This window comes from Bordetella genomosp. 6, from assembly GCF_002119705.1.
Lineage (GTDB): Bacteria > Pseudomonadota > Gammaproteobacteria > Burkholderiales > Burkholderiaceae_B > Bordetella > Bordetella bronchiseptica_F.
In genome coordinates this window covers 455,236-471,201 of sequence record NZ_CP021107.1, presented here as the reverse complement: position 1 = coordinate 471,201, position 15,966 = coordinate 455,236, and the positions used below count along the sequence as shown (strand labels likewise).

The window sequence follows — 15,966 nt, the reverse complement described above, 5'->3', positions numbered from 1 at the left end:
AAAATAGTAGGTATCGTTTTTTCCGTCGGAGCCCGCTCATGTCTTCCCAACGTACCTATCGCATCGCAGCCATCGCCGGGGACGGCATCGGGCGCGAAGTCATGCCCGAAGGACTGCGCGTGGTGCGCGCGGCCGCGCGCCGCTTCGGCCTGGACCTGGAAATCGTCGCCTTCGACTGGGCCCACTGCGACTACTACCGCGAGCATGGACAGATGATGCCCGACGACTGGAAAGCCCAGCTGTCCGGCATGGACGCGATCTACTTCGGCGCGGTGGGCTGGCCCGAAACCGTGCCCGACCACGTGTCGCTGTGGGGCTCGCTGCTGAAGTTCCGCCGCGAATTCGACCAATACATCAATCTGCGGCCGGTACGCCTGTTCGAGGGCGTGCCCTGCCCCCTGGCCGGCCGCCGGCCCGGCGACATCGACTACCTGGTGGTGCGCGAGAACACCGAGGGCGAGTACACGTCGGCGGGCGGCGTCATCTACGAAGGCACCGAGCGCGAAATCGTCATCCAGGAATCGGTGTACTCGCGCTATGGCGCCGACCGCGTGCTGCACTACGCCTACGCGCTGGCCGACAGCCGCCCACGGCGGCGCCTGACGGTCGCCACCAAATCGAACGGCATCGCCATCAGCATGCCGTGGTGGGACAAGCGCGCCGACGCCGTCGGCCAGCAATATCCCGGCGTGGCGGTGGACAAGCAGCACATCGACATCCTGTCGGCGCGCTTCGTGCTGCAGCCGGACCGCTTCGACGTGGTGGTGGCCTCCAACCTGTTCGGCGACATTCTCTCGGACCTGGGCCCGGCCACCACCGGCACCATCGGCCTGGCGCCCTCGGCCAACCTCAATCCCGAACGCAGGTTTCCGTCGCTGTTCGAGCCGGTGCACGGCTCGGCGCCGGACATCTACGGCCAGAACATCGCCAATCCGGTCGCCATGATCTGGTCCGGCGCCCTGATGCTGGACTTCCTGACCGAAGGCGCCGGCGCCGGGCGCGCCGCGCACGATGCCATCGTGGCGGCCATCGAACAGGTGCTGGCGCACGGGCCGCGCACGCGCGACCTGGGCGGCGCCGCCTCGACCGATGCCATGGGCGAGGCCATCGCCGCCCGGCTGGCCGGCTGAGGCCAGGCCGGCCGTGCGCGCCCGCGGCTAGGCGCCCACCAGCGCCGCCCGCGCGGCATCCACGGGGGCATCCCCTTCCATGATGACGATGCCGCCCTTGCCCGCCGCGGCCGTGGCGTGCGGCCCCGCCGGCTGGCGCAACGGCGCGATCATGGTGCCGGCGGCCTTGCCGTCCGCGCCGGTGCGGAAACTGGCCACCGGCGTCTTGACGCCGTTCAGATAGACGTTGTAGACGGTCCCGGATTTCAGGCCGAACAGGTTGACCTCCAGGGCGTCGACCAGACCCAGGTTGCGCAACACGACGAACCCGCGTCCTTGCTTGCCTACCGGCTTGAGCGCGATGTTGACCGGATCGCCATTGACGCGCGGCACGAGGTTCTGGTCGCCCTTGCCTTGCGCGACCACGCCCGACACGAAAGCCAGGGCCTGCGGCGCCTGGCCCACGGGCACGCGCTTGACGACCTTGTTGGTCGCCGTATCGATGACATCGAGCGCATCGCCGTTCTCCAGGCCGACGTAGACGCGGCTGCCGTCATCGGACGTCCAGATGCCGTGCGGCAACGCGCCGGTGGGAATGGTGGCGACCAGCTTGGCGGGCTTGCCGGTGGTGTACACCTTGACCGCGTTCTCCCCGCCGATGGTGACGTACGCATAGGTCTGGCCGGCCACCGGCGCGAAGGCGATGTGGTTGGTGATGAAGCCGGTGTCCATCACGCCGGTGACCTGCAGCGACTTCGTGTCGATGCGCGTCACCTTGCCCACATCCTTGTGGGTCATCCATATCTCGCTGTGGTCCGGCGTGATCTGCAGGAAGGGCGAAAACGGGCTGACGACGTCGATCTTCTTGATGATCTTGTGCGACTTGACGTCGATCACGTCCACCGACGGCGTGAAGCTGGACACCACGAAAGCCAGCTTGCCGTCCGGGTGGAAGATCACCATGCCCGGCCCCAGGTTGGTCTGGATGCGGCCGGTCTCCTTGAAGGTCTGGGGGTCGATGACGGAGATATAGTCTTCGCCGCGCACCACGACCCAGGCCTCCTTGCCGTCCATGGTGAAGAATCCTTCGTGCGGCGAACGTCCCAGGTAGGTGACGCCCTTGACCTTGTTGGTGGCCGTATCGATGAAGGTCGCCGAATTCGAGCCGTTGGAGACGACCAGCAAGGTCTTGTGGTCGGGCGAAAAGCCCATGCCATGCACGTTGATCTGGCCCTTGTACAGCGGCGAGAGCAGTTCCGGCCGTGCGTTGCCAAGGCGGATCTGGCCAAGCAGCGTATTGGTGGACGGGTCGACCACCGAGACTGTGTTGCTGTTCTGGTCGGCGGTATAGACGCGGTCGTGCGCGCTGGGCAGCGACCAGGCGGCGCCCGCGTGCAGGGTCAGCGCCGCCAGGGCGTAGAGGGGATAGGCTTTCTTCATGCGGATTTCACCTGTTTGCGTGTGCGGAATGGAAAGCCCCGGGGATGCAAGAACCCGACGGGCTGGGAGGCCTATTTGCCGGCCGCGGCGGCGTGGCGGTCCAGCCATGCCTGCATGACGCGGATTTCGTTCTGCTGCTCCGTGATGATCCCCAGCGCCAGGTTGCGCACCTCGGGATCCTCGGTGTAGAGCAGGACCGCCTTGGCCATGTCCACCGCGCCCTGGTGGTGCGGCATCATCATGGTCATGAAGTCATGGTTGGCCTCGCCGTTCATGGGCGCGCGCAGCATGCCCTCGTCCATGACCGCCATGGCGTCGTCCATCAACGCCGGAAATGGCTTGGCGGTGCTGGCGACAAAGACTGCGGGCGGCGCGGATGGGTCCGCGCCATGGTGGCCGCCGTGCGCGCTGGCGTACCCGCCGGCCAGGCACAGCAGCAGCGCGGCCACGGTGCGGCCGGCGCGCGCGGGAAACGGGCCTTTCAACGTGAGTTGCATGAACGTGCTCCAGAAAAAAAACGCGAAGGATCAAGCCTGGCGATCGCGCGCCGAAGGCCGCGATCCCTGTCCATCGTAGGGATGCCGCGCTATCGGCAGCATGGCTTTTGCATGACATTTGCGTCATGAACCGCGGGCATCGAATTGCTAACATGAACGCTCATCGGCGGAGCGTGCTATGGCTATCCTCGTCATCGAAGACGACCTCAAGACTGGCGACTACCTGAAGAAGGGCCTGCTGGAATCGGGCTATTCCGTGGATCTCGCCCGCAATGGCGTCGACGGCCTGTACCGGCTGCGCGAGCAGCGCTACGACGTGCTGGTTCTCGATGTCATGCTGCCGGGCAAGGACGGCTGGCAGGTCATCGAAGAGGTACGCAAGGACTCCGACGTGCCGGTCATCTTCCTGACCGCGCGCGACCATGTCGCCGACCGCATCAAGGGCCTGCGGCTGGGCGCCGATGACTACCTGGTCAAGCCGTTCTCGTTCGCCGAGCTGGTGCTGCGCATCCAGACGATGCTGCGCCGCGGGGCGGCGCGCGCGGCCGAGACGCTCCAGGTCGCCGACCTGCGGCTGGACCCGGTGCGGCGCAAGGTAAGCCGCGGCGGCGCCAACATCGTCCTCACCAACAAGGAGTTCATGCTCCTGCACCTGCTCATCAGAAGGCATGGCGAGGCCCTGTCGCGCACCATCATCGCCTCCGAAGTCTGGGACATGAACTTCGACAGCGACACCAACGTGGTGGACGTGGCCATCAAGCGCCTGCGCGCCAAGGTCGACGCGCCCTTTCCGCGCAAGCTGATCCAGACGGTGCGCGGCATCGGCTATGCCCTGGCGGAGCAGCCTTGAAGCGCTGGCCGCTGGATTCGCTCACGGTACGCACCGCGCTGTCGTTCGCCGTGGTGTCCTGCCTGGTCGTGTCCGGGCTGGGCCTGTACCTGTATTCCTCCGTCAGGCAGGCGCTGGAAACGCGCGCGGACTACACCCTGGTCGGCCGGGTCGAGCGCTTTCGCAACATGCTGCACGACCTGTACAACATCCGGCAGATGGAGCAGCGTCCCGCGCTGTTCGAGAGCATGCTCGGCAACGAGCGGGACGTGCGCATCTTCCGCCGCCTGGGCGAAGCCCCTTTCATCGCCGTCAATCCCGACGGCATGGTCCCGCCGCCGATGACGCCGGTGCCGGTGGGCCGGGATATCACCATCGAGTCGCTGCACAGCGGGGAGCGCCCGGACGGCGTGCGGGTGCGATGGGTGTCGGCCCTGGCGGAGATCGGCGAGGATGGCGGCACGGTCGAAGTCACGGCCGCCTACGTGATGAAGCAGGAGTCGAACATGCTGTCGGCATACCTGCTGCGCGTGGTCGTCGCCATCGTCCTGACCATCCTGCTGACGGCGTTGATCGGCTTCGCGCTGCTGGTTCGCGGGTTCAGGCCGCTGGCGGCGATGAGCGCCCGCGCCACCGAGATCTCGCCGGCCAACCTGGCCGCGCGCCTGCCGGAGCGCGACGCGCCGGCGGAGCTGCGCGGCCTGGCGCGCAAGTTCAACGCCATGCTGGACCGCCTGCAAGCGGGCTACGAACACCTGTCGCAATTCTCGGCCGATCTCGCGCACGAGATCCGCACGCCGGTCAATGTGCTGATGGGGCAGACCCAGGTCGCCTTGCGCCAGCCGCGCGGCACCGAGGAATACGAGCTGTTGCTGGAGTCCAATCTGGAGGAGCTGGGCCGCCTGGCGCATATCGTCGAGAACATCCTGTTCCTGTCGCGCGCCAACCACGACGGCGCGGCCGTCGAGTACGCCTGGCTGGCGCAATCGGCCGAACTGGAGAAGATTGCCGAATACTTCGAAGGGCTGGCGCAGGAACGCGGCATGCGCTTTGCCATCGAGGCCAGCGGCCGATGCCGGGCCAATCCCATCATGTGGCGGCGCGCCGTCAACAACCTGGTGGTCAACGCCGTGCGCTACGGGCATCCGGGCAGCTGCATCCTGCTTGGCGCCAGCGCCGATGCCAACGGCGCGACGGTCGTGGTGGAGAACGTGGGCGCGCCGGTCTCGCAGGAGGAGGCCAACCGGATGTTCGGCCGCTTCTACCGCAGCGACAGATCCCGCACCGCCAGCACGGAATCGAACGGCCTGGGCCTGGCCATCGTCAGCGCCATCATGGGCATGCATGGCGGCAGCGCCAGCGCCACCGCGCTCGACGACGGACGCATCCGCTTTACGCTACGTTTTCCGCCGGGCCCGGCCGCCACCGGCTGAAGCCGGCGCCGCCTCGGATTCGCGCAGCAAGGTCCAGAGGCGGTCGATGGCATCCGGATAATTCGAATGCGTATTGCGGTACAGGCCCAGTTGCAGCGTCACGGGCTGCAGGTACTCCTCGCGCGCCTCGAGCATGACCAGCGCGCCGGCCTTCACTTCCCGCTCGACCAGGCTCAATGGCAGCCAGGCCATGCCCAGCCCCGCCAGGACCATCTCCTTGACCCCGGCGAGAAACACCGATTCGTGGACGATCTCGACCTTGCAGTGCTGCAGCAGCGCCGTGAACGACTGCTCGTACATGACCCGCCCCAGGAAGCTGTCGGGCGGAAACGCCAGCAGGCTCAGCGGCTTGCCGCGCCGCGGGGCATGCAAGGCCCGGCCATTCCTGGCAGGCGCGCTCAAGGGCACCAGGACCTCCTGGCCTGCCGGCAGGCGCAAGGACGCGGGCACCAGCCGGTACAGCGCATCGTTCCTCTCCTCCATGCACAACAGCAGGTCGGCCTCGCCGCGCAGGAACAGCGCCACGCAATCGTCGCGGTTCTCCGAGCGCACGCTGAACTCGATGCGCGGACTGTCCTGCTCGCCGAGCAGGGTCAACAGGGCTGGCAGCCGCGACATGGTCAGGGAGTGCTGGGTCGCCAGCACGAGGCGCGCCAGGCCGTTCTGCTCGGATTGCATGCGCGTGCGCAGCTGGGCCATGTCGCGCAGCAGCATGCGAAAGCCCGGGATGTGGCGCTGCGCGACAGGCGTCAGGCGCAGCGTGGGACTGCGCCTGTCTATCAGCTCCAGGCCCAGCCAGCCTTCCAGCTGCTGTATGCGGCGCGAGAAGGCCGGCTGCGTGACGTTGCGCAGTGCCGCGGCCCGGGAGAACGTCCCCGCGTCGACCAGGGTCAGGAAGTCTTCTATCCACAGTTGTTTCATCGCATGGCCTTTCGTGTGCGCCGACCCGTTATGCAAAAAAAGTATGCGGCGCTAAGAACATAGCATTGGGCAGCGCGGCGGGCCCATGCCTAAGATGATCAGCACTGTTCGTCCCGCACTGTCCATCCCGGAGCCAAAGATGCTACATCTTGCCAAGTTTCCCCGCATAAAACTCGGGCACTTCCCCACCCCGCTCGAATTCATGCCCAACCTGACCCGCCACCTGGGCGGACCGAACCTCTACATCAAGCGCGACGACTGCACCGGCCTGGCCACTGGCGGCAACAAGACGCGCAAACTGGAGTTCCTGGTGGCCCAGGCGGTTGCGCAAGGGGCGGATACGCTGATCACCCAGGGCGCCGTCCAGTCCAACCACGCGCGCCAGACCGCCGCGGCCGCCGCGCGCGTCGGCATGAAGTGCAAGATCCTCCTGGAAGAACGCGTCCCGCATCCCGACGATGACTACTCCCATTCCGGCAACGTCATGCTCGACGGCCTGATGGACGGCGAGATCGTCGCGCGCCTGCCCGCCGGCACCGACATGCAGCAGGCCATGGAAGACCTGGCCCGCGAACTGGCCGGGCGCGGCAGCAAGCCCTACGTCATCGCCGGCGGCGGTTCGACCCCGGTCGGCGCGCTGGGATACGTGGCCTGCGCGCAGGAACTGCTGCACCAGTCCTTCGAAACCGGGCTGCGCATCGACCATGTCGTGCACGCGACCGGCAGCGCCGGCACGCAGGCCGGGCTGGTGGTCGGGCTGCGCGCGGGCAACAGCGGCGTTCCGGTCTACGGCATCAGCGTGCGGGCGCCCAAGCCCAAGCAGGAAGAGAACGTCTGGAAGCTGGTGCAGTCCACGGTCGATTACATGGGCCTGCCCGCCAGCGCGGTGGAACGCGCCGACGTGGTGGCCAATTCCGACTACGTCGGCGAGGGATATGGCATCTCCACCGACGCGATGATCGAAGCGGTGCACATGACCGCCGCACTGGAAGCCATCCTGCTGGACCCCGTCTACTCGGGCAAAGGCATGGCCGGCCTGATCGGGCTGATCCGATCGGGTCATTTCAAGCAGGGCGAGAACGTAGTGTTCGTTCACACGGGAGGCGCAGTAGGCCTGTTCGGTTACCGCCGCGCATTCGAAGGCCTGCCTCCATTGGCCGCCTAGGCTGTCCGCCCGGACAGCCTGGCATTCAACACAGGGGCGCCATCTCCTGATCGCGGCCGGCAGAGCCGCAGGCGCCTCACAGGAGACAAGAAAATGAAGATACGTACGGTATTTCTTGCCGCGCTCGTCGGCGTCGCGGCAACCGCGCCTGTCCATGCCGAGGGCCGCCTCGACAAGATAAAGTCCTCGGGCACCATCACCATCGGGCATCGCGACGCCTCCATCCCGTTTTCATACCTGGACGACAAGCAGAAGCCGATCGGCTACTCGATGGAAATCTGCGAAAAGGCGGTCGACGCCATCAAGACCAAGCTGGGCATGGCGCAGATCAAGGTCAACCTGGTGCCGGTGACCTCGTCGACGCGCATCCCGCTGGTGGCCAACGGCACCGTGGACCTGGTCTGCGGCTCCGCCACCAATACCGTGGAGCGCCAGCAGCAGGTCGCGTTCGCGCCGACCACCTTCGTAACCGCGACGCGCTTCGCGGCCAAGAAATCGTCCAACCTCAAGAAGCTGGAAGACATGAAGGGCAAGACCGTGGTCTCCACGGCCGGCACCAGCAATATCCGCTGGCTGACGCAGGCCAACGAAAGCGATGGCCTGGACATGCGCATCATCCCCACCAAGGACCACCCCGCCGCCATGCTGACGGTCGCCAACGGCCGGGCCGCCGCGTTCTTCATGGACGATGTGCTGCTGGCAGGGCTGGTCGCGACCGAGCGCAAGCCGGACGAGTGGATGATCAGCGAGGACACCTACACGGTGGAGCCTTACGCGCTGATCCTGCCCAAGGATGATCCCGCGTTCAAGAAGGTGGTCGACGACACCGTGACCGGCATGATGCGCGATGGCAGCCTGGCAAAGCTGTACAAGAAGTGGTTCGAATCGCCGATTCCGCCGCGCAACGTCAACCTGCACCTGCCGATGAGCGCGGCGCTGCAGCGCGTCATCGCGAATCCGACCGATTCGGCGGACCCCGCCAACTATCGTTGAGCGCGGACCCGCGCACGGCGCGAGCGCGGGCCGGGGCCAGCCCCGCGACCCGCGCTCCCGGACGCGGCGAACGCGGCATTTGCCGCGTTCGCCGCGTCCGCCGTGCCGTCCCGCCTGCGCAGCCAGGATACAACCATGAACTACAACTGGAATTGGCATATTTTCCTTGAAATGTCGCCGACCGGCGGCATCTACCTGGGCACGCTGCTGACCGGCATGGCGTGGACGCTCGGCACCGCGGCGCTGGCCTGGATCCTGGCGCTGAGCATCGGCGTACTGGTCGGCGTGGCCCGCACGACACGGATGAAATGGGCCCGCGTCCTGGGCGCCGCCTACGTCGAGTTCTTCCGCAACATTCCGCTGCTGGTGCAGATGTTCCTCTGGTACTTCGTCGTGCCCGAGATCCTGCCGGTGCGGCTTGGCGATGCGATCAAGAGCATCCCGCCGCCATGGGGCATCTTCATCCCGGCGGTCCTGTGCCTGGGCTTCTACACCTCGTCGCGGGTAGCCGAGCAGGTGCGCGCCGGCATCGAGTCGCGTCCCGCCGGCCAGCGCATGGCGGCCACCGCGCTGGGCATGCGGCCAAGCCAGGTGTACCGGTACGTGCTGCTGCCCACCTCGTTTCGCATCATCCTCCCGCCGTTGACCTCCGAACTGCTCAACCTCATCAAGAACACCTCGGTGGCATTCACCATCGGCCTGCTGGAGCTGGTCGGCGCGGCCCGCTCGATGCAGGAATTCAGCTTTCAGGTTTTCGAGGCCTTCGCCGGCGCGACGCTTTGCTACTTCCTGCTCAACCTGATCGTGCTGCGCGCAATGCGATACATTGAAACGCGACTGGCCGTGCCGGGCTTCATGGGCCCTGCCTCCGTCACCACAAAACTGGCTCCGACATGAACGAATTCGACTTCGACGTCATAGGACGCTCTCTGGGATACCTGTTCCGCGACGGCATGGTGTTCACGCTCAAGCTGACGTTCCTGTCCACGGCCATGGGGCTGGCGCTGGGAACCCTGCTGGCGATGTGCCGCCTGTCGGGCATCAAACCGCTGAGCGCGGTCGCCGCCGCGTACGTGAACGGGCTGCGCGCCCTGCCGCTGATCCTGGTCATCTTCTGGTTCTACTTCCTGGTGCCCTACATAGGCGGCTGGCTGACCGGCGCCGGCAGGCCGCTGCAGGTGGGCGGCTTCACCTCGGCCCTCATTACCTTCACCCTGTTCGAGGCGGCGTATTTCTGCGAAATCATGCGCGCGGGCATCCAGTCCATTCCGCGCGGCCAGACTTCGGCCGCCTACGCCATCGGGCTCAATTACTGGCAGACGATGGCCTATGTGGTCCTGCCCCAGGCGCTGCGCAACATGGCGCCGGTCCTGCTCACCCAGACCATTGTGCTGTTCCAGGACACGTCGCTGGTCTATGTGCTGTCCCTGACCGACTTCCTGGGAGCGGGCATCAACGTCGCCCAGCGCGACAACCGGCTGGTCGAGATGTACCTCTTCGTCGCGGCGGTGTACTTCGTCATGAGCTTCGCGGCATCGCGATTCGTGCACTACCTGCAGCAACGCAACACTATGGCCGCGTAAGCGCGGCGCGGAACAGGACGTCCCATGATAGAAATCAAGAATGTCAGCAAGTGGTATGGCGCGACGCAGGTGCTCAATGACTGCGTAACCAGCGTGGCCAGCGGCGAAGTCGTGGTCGTCTGCGGCCCTTCGGGCTCGGGCAAATCGACGCTCATCAAGACCGTCAACGGGCTGGAAGTCTTCCAGAAGGGCGAGATCACCGTCGACGGCGTTTCGGTGGGCGCGCCCGATACCGACCTGCCCCGCTTGCGCACCCGCATCGGCATGGTGTTCCAGGGGTTCGAGCTGTTTCCCCATCTTTCGGTCATGCGGAACCTGATGCTGGCCCAGGTGAAAGTGCTCAAGCGTTCCGAGGACGAGGCGCGCGCGCACGCCGTCGCCTTGCTCGAACGCGTCGGCCTGCAGGCGCACCAGCACAAGTATCCCGGCCAGCTGTCCGGCGGGCAGCAGCAGCGGGTCGCCATCGCCCGCGCGCTGGCCATGCAGCCCATCGCCATGCTGTTCGACGAGCCCACCTCGGCCCTGGACCCGGAAATGGTCAACGAAGTGCTCGACGTGATGATCGACCTGGCGCGCGAGGGCATGACCATGATGGTGGTGACGCACGAAATGGGGTTTGCCCGCAAGGTCGCCGACCGCGTCATCTTCATGGACGCCGGCAGCATCGTCGAAGACTGCCGCAATGAAGACTTCTTCCAGAACATGGAGCAACGCTCCGCGCGGGCGCGGCAGTTCCTGTCGAAGATCATTTCCCACTGACCGCCATGACTAGCGACGACGACAAGCAATTCGAGGGGCGCTTCCTGGGCGTGCTGGGCGGCATGGGGCCGATGGCCGGCGCCAGCTTCATGCAACGGCTGGTGGCGCTGACCGAGGCCGCCTGCGACCAGCAGCATGTGCCGGCCATCCTGTGGAACGACCCGCGCGTGCCGGACCGGCCCGCCGGGCAAGCCGGACTGGGCGCCGACCCGCTGCCCTGGATGCGCCACGGCATGCGGCGGCTGGAGCAGGCCGGCGCCGCGGCGATCGCCATCCCCTGCAATACCGCTCACGTCTGGTATCCGCAACTGGCGCAAGCAGCGGCCGTGCCCGTCCTGCATATCGTGCAGGCGGTGCTGGACGATCTGCGGCGCCAGGGCATCCATGCGGGCCGCATCGGCCTGCTGGCCACCGCCACGACGCTGCGCCTGGGCCTGTACCAGCACGAAATGCAGGCGCAAGGCTACGAACCGGTCGTGCCGCCTGCCGGGCTGATAGATGGCCTGTGCGCGCAATCGATACGCCTGGTCAAGCAGAACCTGCTGCCGCAGGCATTGCCGCCGGCGCTGGCGTGCGTCGACAGCCTGCGCGCCATGGGCGTGGACGCCATCGTGCTGGGGTGCACGGAGTTGCCGCTGGCGCTGCCGCACGCGTTGCGCGCGGAACTGGGCGTCGCGATGACCGACTCGATCGACGCGCTGGCGCTGGCCGGACTGGCCTGGTATCGGGGCGGCGGCTGAAGGTCCGCCCGCCGGACTGCCGGGCGGGGCGCGCTCGCGGGCGCCCCGCCGCCGCATCAGAAGATGTGGCGAATCCCCACCGCGGCGCCGATCTGCTTGTCGTCGCCCTGGATTTCGCCGGTGGCGGCGTCCTTGACCTTGTTGTAGTCGATGGTACCGTATACCTGCGTGCGCTTGGACAGCGCGTACTCGGCCACGCCGACCAGCGCGTAGCGCTTGCCCTTGTCGCCTTCCTCGACCAGGTTCTTGCTGGTGTCGTAGTACGCGGCGCCCGTCAACGCCCAGCGCGGCGTGGCCTGCCAGGTCACGCCGGCGAAGTAGCCGTTGTCCTTGCGCTCCAGGCCGTTGTCCGGCAGGCTGGTATTGCCCATCACGGCATTGACGAAGCCGGTTTCATCGCGGCCGTTGAAGTAGCCGATGAATACCTTGGCGGTTTCGAACTTGTACGAGGCGTTGAGGTTCCAGACGCGCTGTTCGTAGTCGGAGTTGCTGGCCGAGTGCGTCAGCATGTAGCCGCCGCCGATCGAGAACGGGCCGGTCGTATAGGCCAGCGTGCCGCCATACTGTTCGCCCAGCTTGTGGTCCTCGAAGCTGTCGCTGAACGCATACGACAGGATCACGTCGAACCCGGCCAGCTTGTCGTTGCGATAGCGCACCGAGTTGGAGCTGCGCGCGCGCGACATGGCCACCGGCAGCCACGAATTCTGCGCATAGTTGCCGACGGTCAGCGGATCGTAGGAGTCGGCCAGGATCGTGAACAGGGGCGTGTCCTGGCGACCCAGCGAGATCGCGCCGATCTCGCCGCCGTCCAGGCCGACGTAGGCGTGGCGGTTGAAGAAGCTGTCGGGATCGGAGCGCTCGCCGTTCTGGACGTTGAACCCGCTTTCCAGGCGGAAGAAGGCCTTCATGCCATCGCCCAGGTCTTCCACGCCGCGCAGGCCCCAGCGGCTGTTGGAGATGGCGCCGTTTTCCATCGACACGCGGCTGTTGCCGTTCTCGTTGCCCGTGCTCAGGTAGCGGACGCTGACATCGGCAATGCCGTACAGCGTGACGCTGGTTTCGGCCTGGGCCGCGCCCACGAACATGCCTGCCAGCGCGACGGCTGGGATCAGTCGCTTCATTTTCAGTCTCCTCTTTTTCGGACGTGAGTTGCCCGAATTGTTATCAGTACCGCCACTGCGGGCGGCTTGCGCGGGTAGCGCAAGGCCGTAACCTTAGCACCATCGCGACGCTCAGCGCGCGGTTTGGGCGTCCAGCTCGTCGATAACGTTGCGCCGCAGCCGCAGCAACCATAACCCGGGCAGCGCGATGAGGACGGTGACGATGAAAAAGCCCGGCCAATCCAGCCACTCGACCAGCACCGGCGTCAGCGGCCCGGCCAGGTAGGTGCGGCCCACCGCGGCCAGCGCCGACAGCAGCGCGAACTGCGTGGCCGAGAACTGCTGGCGGCACATCGCCATCAGCAGCGCCACGAAGGAGGCCGTGCCCAGGCCGCCGCACAGGTTCTCGACGCCGACCGCCAGGCCCATCAGGTAGAGGTTCTTGGGGCTGACGGCGATCAGCCAGTAGCCCAGGTTGGACACCGCCTGCAGCAGGCCGAACGCCATCAGCGAGCGGTACAGCCCCCAGCGGGTCATGATGGAGCCGCCGGCCAGCGCGCCGACGATGGTGGCGGCCAGGCCCAGCACCTTGTTGACGGTGCCGACCTCGGTGGCGCTGAAGCCGGCGCCGCGCAGCAGGAACGTGGTGGACAGCGCGCCGGCGAAGGCGTCGCCCAGCTTGTACAGGACGATCAGCAGCAGCATGTCGATGGCGCCGCGCCGGCTGAAGAACTCGCGAAAGGGTTCGATCACCGCCGCGCCGAGGTCGCGCGGCGGGTTGGCGGGCCGCTCGGGTTCGGGCGCCCATAGCGTGCCCAGCGCGCACGCCAGCATCAGCCCGCCCATCAGCACGTAGGTGTTGCCCCAGCCCAGCCAGCGATCGGCCACGATGAGCGCCAGGCCGCCGGAGACGATCATCGCCAGCCGGTAGCCCATGACCCGCATCGCGGCCCCGGCGCCGCGCTCTTCCTGGCGCAGCACATCGGTGCTGTAGGCGTCGAAGGCGATGTCCTGCGACGCCGACAGGAAGGCCACCAGCACCGCCATCAGGGCCAGCGGCAGCAGGGCCGAGCCCGGCGACAGCATGCCCATCACCATGATGGCGGCGGCCAGCAGCACCTGGGTCAGCAGCATCCAGCCGCGGCGCCGCCCCAGGAACGGCGGCACGTAGCGGTCGATGAGCGGGGCCCAGAGGAACTTCAGCGTATAGGCGGTGCCGGCCAGCGTCAGGAAGCCGATGCTCTGCAACGAGACGTTCTCGACCGTGGCCCACGCCTGCAGGGTGCCGCTGCTCAGCGCCAGCGGCAGGCCGCTGGCAAAGCCCAGCACCAGCAGCGGGGCCACGCGGCGGTTGGTATAGACCTTGGTGGTTTCGGTCGCGGCGGTAATGGCGGATCTCCCGTGGAACGACCGGTAGGCGCGCCGGTCCTGCTAGCGGATAGTAGCAATCCGCGCCGGCATCCGGATGTCAGGACGCAGCGAAACGATACAGTGCCAATGTGCTGCGCCAACTGGGGAATACGCGAATTTCCCGGCCCTCGTTGAACGTGGCGCGCTGCAGGATGCGTAGGCCCAGGGTGCCGGCCAAGTCCTCGAAATCACGCAGCGTGCAGAGGTGGATGTTGGGCGTGTTGTACCACTGGTACGGCATCTGGCCGGTCACGGGCATGCGGCCGCGCAGGATCGACCAGCCGTGCGGCCAGTACCCGAAGTTGGGAAACGACACCACGCCATGGCGCGCCACCCGCGCCATTTCGCGCAGGATGTGCTCGGTGCGGTGCATCGACTGCAGGGTCTGCGACAGCACCACGGTGTCGAACTGCTGGTCGTCGAACAGCGCCAGGCCGTCCTCCAGGTTCTGCTGGATGACCTCGACGCCGCGCTGCACGCAGGCGATCACGTAGTTGTCGTCGATCTCGACGCCGGCGCCGCGCACCTGGCGGTGATCGCGCAGGTACGCCAGCAGCGCGCCGTCGCCGCACCCCAGGTCCAGCACGCGCGAGCCGGGTTCGATCCAGGCGGCGATGCGCGCCAGGTCGGGCCGCAGGGCGGCGGGTTCGAAACGGGCCGAAACGGGGCTCATGCGGGATTTCCCTCCGGCGCGACGGCGCCGTTCAGGCCCAGTTCGCGCGCAATCCGTTCGTAGTAGCCGCGCACCACCGCGTGATAGCGCGCATCGTCCAGCAGGAAGGCGTCGTGGCCGTGCGGCGCGTCGATCTCGGCATAGGTGACCGGGCTGCCGTTCTTGAGCAGCGCGCGCACCATTTCGCGCGAACGCTCGGGCGGGAAGCGCCAGTCGGTCGAGAACGACACCAGCAGGAAGTCGGCCGTGGCCGGCGCCAGCGCGCGCGCCAGGTCGCCGCCGGTGGCGCGCGCCGGGTCGAAATAATCCAGCGCGCGGGTAATCAGCAAATAGGTATTGGCGTCGAAATAGCGCGAGAACTTCTCGCCCTGGTAGCGCAGGTAGGACTCGACCTCGAATTCGACGTCGTAGCCATAGCGATAGGCGCCGTCGGCGGCCGGCTCGCGGCGCGTGCGGCCGAATTTCTCGGCCATGTCGTCGTCGGACAGGTAGGTGATATGGCCGATCATGCGGGCCACCGACAGGCCGCGCCCCGGCACCGTCCCGTGCGCGTAGTAGTCGCCGCCGTGGAAATCAGGGTCGGTGATGATGGCGCGCCGCGCCACCTCGTTGAAACCGATGTTCTGCGCCGACAGGCGCGGCGTGCTGGCGACCACCACGCAATTGGCCACCCGCTGCGGGCAGGTGATGGCCCAGCTCAGGGCCTGCATGCCGCCCAGCGAACCGCCCATGACCGCGGCGAAGCGCTCGATGCCGAAATGGTCCGCCACGCGCGCCTGGGCGCGCACCCAGTCCTCCACGGTCAGGACCGGGAACGCGGCGCCCCAGGGGCGGCCGGTGGCCGGATTGATGCTGGCCGGCCCGGTCGAGCCGAAGCACGAGCCCAGGTTGTTGACGCCGATGACGAAGTAACGATTGGTGTCGACCGGCTTGCCGGGCCCCACCATGTTGTCCCACCAGCCGACATCCTTGGGATTGTCGGCGGACACGCCGGCCACGTGGTGCGAGGCATTGAGCGCGTGGCAGACCAGGACGGCGTTGGTGCGCTGCGCGTTGAGCGTGCCGTAGGTCTCGACGGCCAGCTCGTAGCCGTCGAGGGTCTGGCCGCTGGCCAGCGGCAGCGGCTCGTCGAAACGCAGGAATACGGGGGCAACGATGCCGGCGGAGCCAACGGCCGAGGGCGTGGCGGCGGCAGGGACGGCGGCCGTGGCAGGCAGCGCCGGATTCAGGACAGGACTGGTCATTCAGACCTCTTTAGCTGGATTTATAAGAGGCGCCCGCAAGCGGATCAGGCAAATCGGCGCCGAACAATGT

16 protein-coding genes and 1 riboswitch are annotated in these 15,966 nt (G+C 67.0%); of the genes, 9 read left to right on the top strand and 7 right to left on the bottom strand.

The annotated features are described in order from the left end of the window. Positions 1 to 38 precede the first annotated feature (38 nt). Positions 39 to 1,130 carry a tartrate dehydrogenase gene (locus tag CAL11_RS02270; protein ID WP_086092038.1) on the top strand — a complete coding sequence of 364 codons (1,092 nt, stop codon included), beginning with the start codon at positions 39 to 41 and terminating at the stop codon, positions 1,128 to 1,130. A 27-nt stretch (positions 1,131 to 1,157) separates the two neighbouring features. On the opposite strand, the gene CAL11_RS02265 is transcribed toward CAL11_RS02270, so the two are convergent. Together CAL11_RS02265 and CAL11_RS02260 are read right to left on the bottom strand one after the other, a co-directional pair. Next, positions 1,158 to 2,549 carry a beta-propeller fold lactonase family protein gene (locus CAL11_RS02265; protein ID WP_086092037.1) on the bottom strand — a complete coding sequence of 464 codons (1,392 nt, stop codon included), beginning with the start codon at positions 2,547 to 2,549 and terminating at the stop codon, positions 1,158 to 1,160. 71 nt (positions 2,550 to 2,620) lie between these two features. Continuing rightward, complete coding sequence (locus CAL11_RS02260) at positions 2,621 to 3,046, bottom strand: DUF305 domain-containing protein (protein ID WP_033466618.1); 426 nt, start codon at positions 3,044 to 3,046, stop codon at positions 2,621 to 2,623. Positions 3,047 to 3,224: 178 nt separating this feature from the next. Between CAL11_RS02260 and CAL11_RS02255 the strand changes: the two genes are divergently transcribed. Further along, the gene (locus CAL11_RS02255; RefSeq protein ID WP_033466620.1) at positions 3,225 to 3,896 is read left to right on the top strand and encodes a heavy metal response regulator transcription factor; all 672 of its coding nucleotides are present in this window, start codon (positions 3,225 to 3,227) and stop codon (positions 3,894 to 3,896) included. Next, positions 3,893 to 5,308, top strand: coding sequence for a heavy metal sensor histidine kinase (locus CAL11_RS02250; RefSeq protein WP_086092036.1), 1,416 nt, complete (start codon positions 3,893 to 3,895; stop codon positions 5,306 to 5,308). Before CAL11_RS02255 ends, CAL11_RS02250 begins: the two co-directional genes overlap by 4 nt. Here CAL11_RS02250 and CAL11_RS02245 read toward each other — a convergent pair. Further along, positions 5,273 to 6,229 (bottom strand): LysR family transcriptional regulator, encoded by a 957-nt coding sequence (locus tag CAL11_RS02245; protein ID WP_086092035.1) that lies wholly within the window; start codon positions 6,227 to 6,229, stop codon positions 5,273 to 5,275. The genes CAL11_RS02250 and CAL11_RS02245 overlap by 36 nt on opposite strands. A gap of 139 nt (positions 6,230 to 6,368) precedes the next feature. Between CAL11_RS02245 and CAL11_RS02240 the strand changes: the two genes are divergently transcribed. The 6 genes from CAL11_RS02240 (at position 6,369) to CAL11_RS02215 (ending at position 11,469) form a co-directional block, all read left to right on the top strand. Further along, entirely contained in the window at positions 6,369 to 7,394 is a 1,026-nt protein-coding gene (locus CAL11_RS02240) for a D-cysteine desulfhydrase (RefSeq protein ID WP_086092034.1), read from the top strand. Between the two features lie 93 nt (positions 7,395 to 7,487). After that, complete coding sequence (locus tag CAL11_RS02235; protein WP_086092033.1) at positions 7,488 to 8,387, top strand: amino acid ABC transporter substrate-binding protein; 900 nt, start codon at positions 7,488 to 7,490, stop codon at positions 8,385 to 8,387. Positions 8,388 to 8,522: 135 nt separating this feature from the next. Beyond that, a complete protein-coding gene (locus CAL11_RS02230; protein WP_086094501.1) occupies positions 8,523 to 9,284 on the top strand; it encodes an amino acid ABC transporter permease in 762 nt (253 codons plus the stop codon). Continuing rightward, complete coding sequence (locus CAL11_RS02225; RefSeq protein WP_003817737.1) at positions 9,281 to 9,970, top strand: amino acid ABC transporter permease; 690 nt, start codon at positions 9,281 to 9,283, stop codon at positions 9,968 to 9,970. Before CAL11_RS02230 ends, CAL11_RS02225 begins: the two co-directional genes overlap by 4 nt. 24 nt (positions 9,971 to 9,994) lie before the next feature. Beyond that, the gene (locus CAL11_RS02220; protein ID WP_086092032.1) at positions 9,995 to 10,729 is read left to right on the top strand and encodes an amino acid ABC transporter ATP-binding protein; all 735 of its coding nucleotides are present in this window, start codon (positions 9,995 to 9,997) and stop codon (positions 10,727 to 10,729) included. 5 nt (positions 10,730 to 10,734) lie between these two features. Continuing rightward, entirely contained in the window at positions 10,735 to 11,469 is a 735-nt protein-coding gene (locus CAL11_RS02215; RefSeq protein ID WP_086092031.1) for an aspartate/glutamate racemase family protein, read from the top strand. Between the two features lie 56 nt (positions 11,470 to 11,525). On the opposite strand, the gene CAL11_RS02210 is transcribed toward CAL11_RS02215, so the two are convergent. The 4 genes from CAL11_RS02210 to metX form a co-directional block, all read right to left on the bottom strand. Further along, positions 11,526 to 12,590, bottom strand: coding sequence for a porin (locus tag CAL11_RS02210; RefSeq protein WP_086092030.1), 1,065 nt, complete (start codon positions 12,588 to 12,590; stop codon positions 11,526 to 11,528). A 111-nt stretch (positions 12,591 to 12,701) separates the two neighbouring features. Next, entirely contained in the window at positions 12,702 to 13,913 is a 1,212-nt protein-coding gene (locus CAL11_RS02205) for a muropeptide transporter (protein ID WP_244172901.1), read from the bottom strand. A 124-nt stretch (positions 13,914 to 14,037) separates the two neighbouring features. Then, on the bottom strand, positions 14,038 to 14,652 hold the full coding sequence (gene metW, locus CAL11_RS02200) for a methionine biosynthesis protein MetW (protein ID WP_033466637.1): 615 nt from the start codon (positions 14,650 to 14,652) through the stop codon (positions 14,038 to 14,040). Then, positions 14,649 to 15,896, bottom strand: a complete 1,248-nt coding sequence (metX, locus tag CAL11_RS02195; RefSeq protein ID WP_033466639.1) for a homoserine O-succinyltransferase MetX — start codon at positions 15,894 to 15,896, stop codon at positions 14,649 to 14,651. Before metX ends, metW begins: the two co-directional genes overlap by 4 nt. Further along, positions 15,886 to 15,966: riboswitch (SAM riboswitch) on the bottom strand. It overlaps the preceding gene by 11 nt.

Coding starts and splice junctions, on each gene's coding strand:
- CAL11_RS02270 (WP_086092038.1), top strand. CDS start 39: ATGTCTTCCCAACGTACCTATCGCATCGCAGCCATCGCCGGGGACGGC.
- CAL11_RS02265 (WP_086092037.1), bottom strand. CDS start 2,549: ATGAAGAAAGCCTATCCCCTCTACGCCCTGGCGGCGCTGACCCTGCAC.
- CAL11_RS02260 (WP_033466618.1), bottom strand. CDS start 3,046: ATGCAACTCACGTTGAAAGGCCCGTTTCCCGCGCGCGCCGGCCGCACC.
- CAL11_RS02255 (WP_033466620.1), top strand. CDS start 3,225: ATGGCTATCCTCGTCATCGAAGACGACCTCAAGACTGGCGACTACCTG.
- CAL11_RS02245 (WP_086092035.1), bottom strand. CDS start 6,229: ATGAAACAACTGTGGATAGAAGACTTCCTGACCCTGGTCGACGCGGGG.
- CAL11_RS02240 (WP_086092034.1), top strand. CDS start 6,369: ATGCTACATCTTGCCAAGTTTCCCCGCATAAAACTCGGGCACTTCCCC.
- CAL11_RS02235 (WP_086092033.1), top strand. CDS start 7,488: ATGAAGATACGTACGGTATTTCTTGCCGCGCTCGTCGGCGTCGCGGCA.
- CAL11_RS02230 (WP_086094501.1), top strand. CDS start 8,523: ATGAACTACAACTGGAATTGGCATATTTTCCTTGAAATGTCGCCGACC.
- CAL11_RS02225 (WP_003817737.1), top strand. CDS start 9,281: ATGAACGAATTCGACTTCGACGTCATAGGACGCTCTCTGGGATACCTG.
- CAL11_RS02220 (WP_086092032.1), top strand. CDS start 9,995: ATGATAGAAATCAAGAATGTCAGCAAGTGGTATGGCGCGACGCAGGTG.
- CAL11_RS02215 (WP_086092031.1), top strand. CDS start 10,735: ATGACTAGCGACGACGACAAGCAATTCGAGGGGCGCTTCCTGGGCGTG.
- CAL11_RS02210 (WP_086092030.1), bottom strand. CDS start 12,590: ATGAAGCGACTGATCCCAGCCGTCGCGCTGGCAGGCATGTTCGTGGGC.
- metW (WP_033466637.1), bottom strand. CDS start 14,652: ATGAGCCCCGTTTCGGCCCGTTTCGAACCCGCCGCCCTGCGGCCCGAC.
- metX (WP_033466639.1), bottom strand. CDS start 15,896: ATGACCAGTCCTGTCCTGAATCCGGCGCTGCCTGCCACGGCCGCCGTC.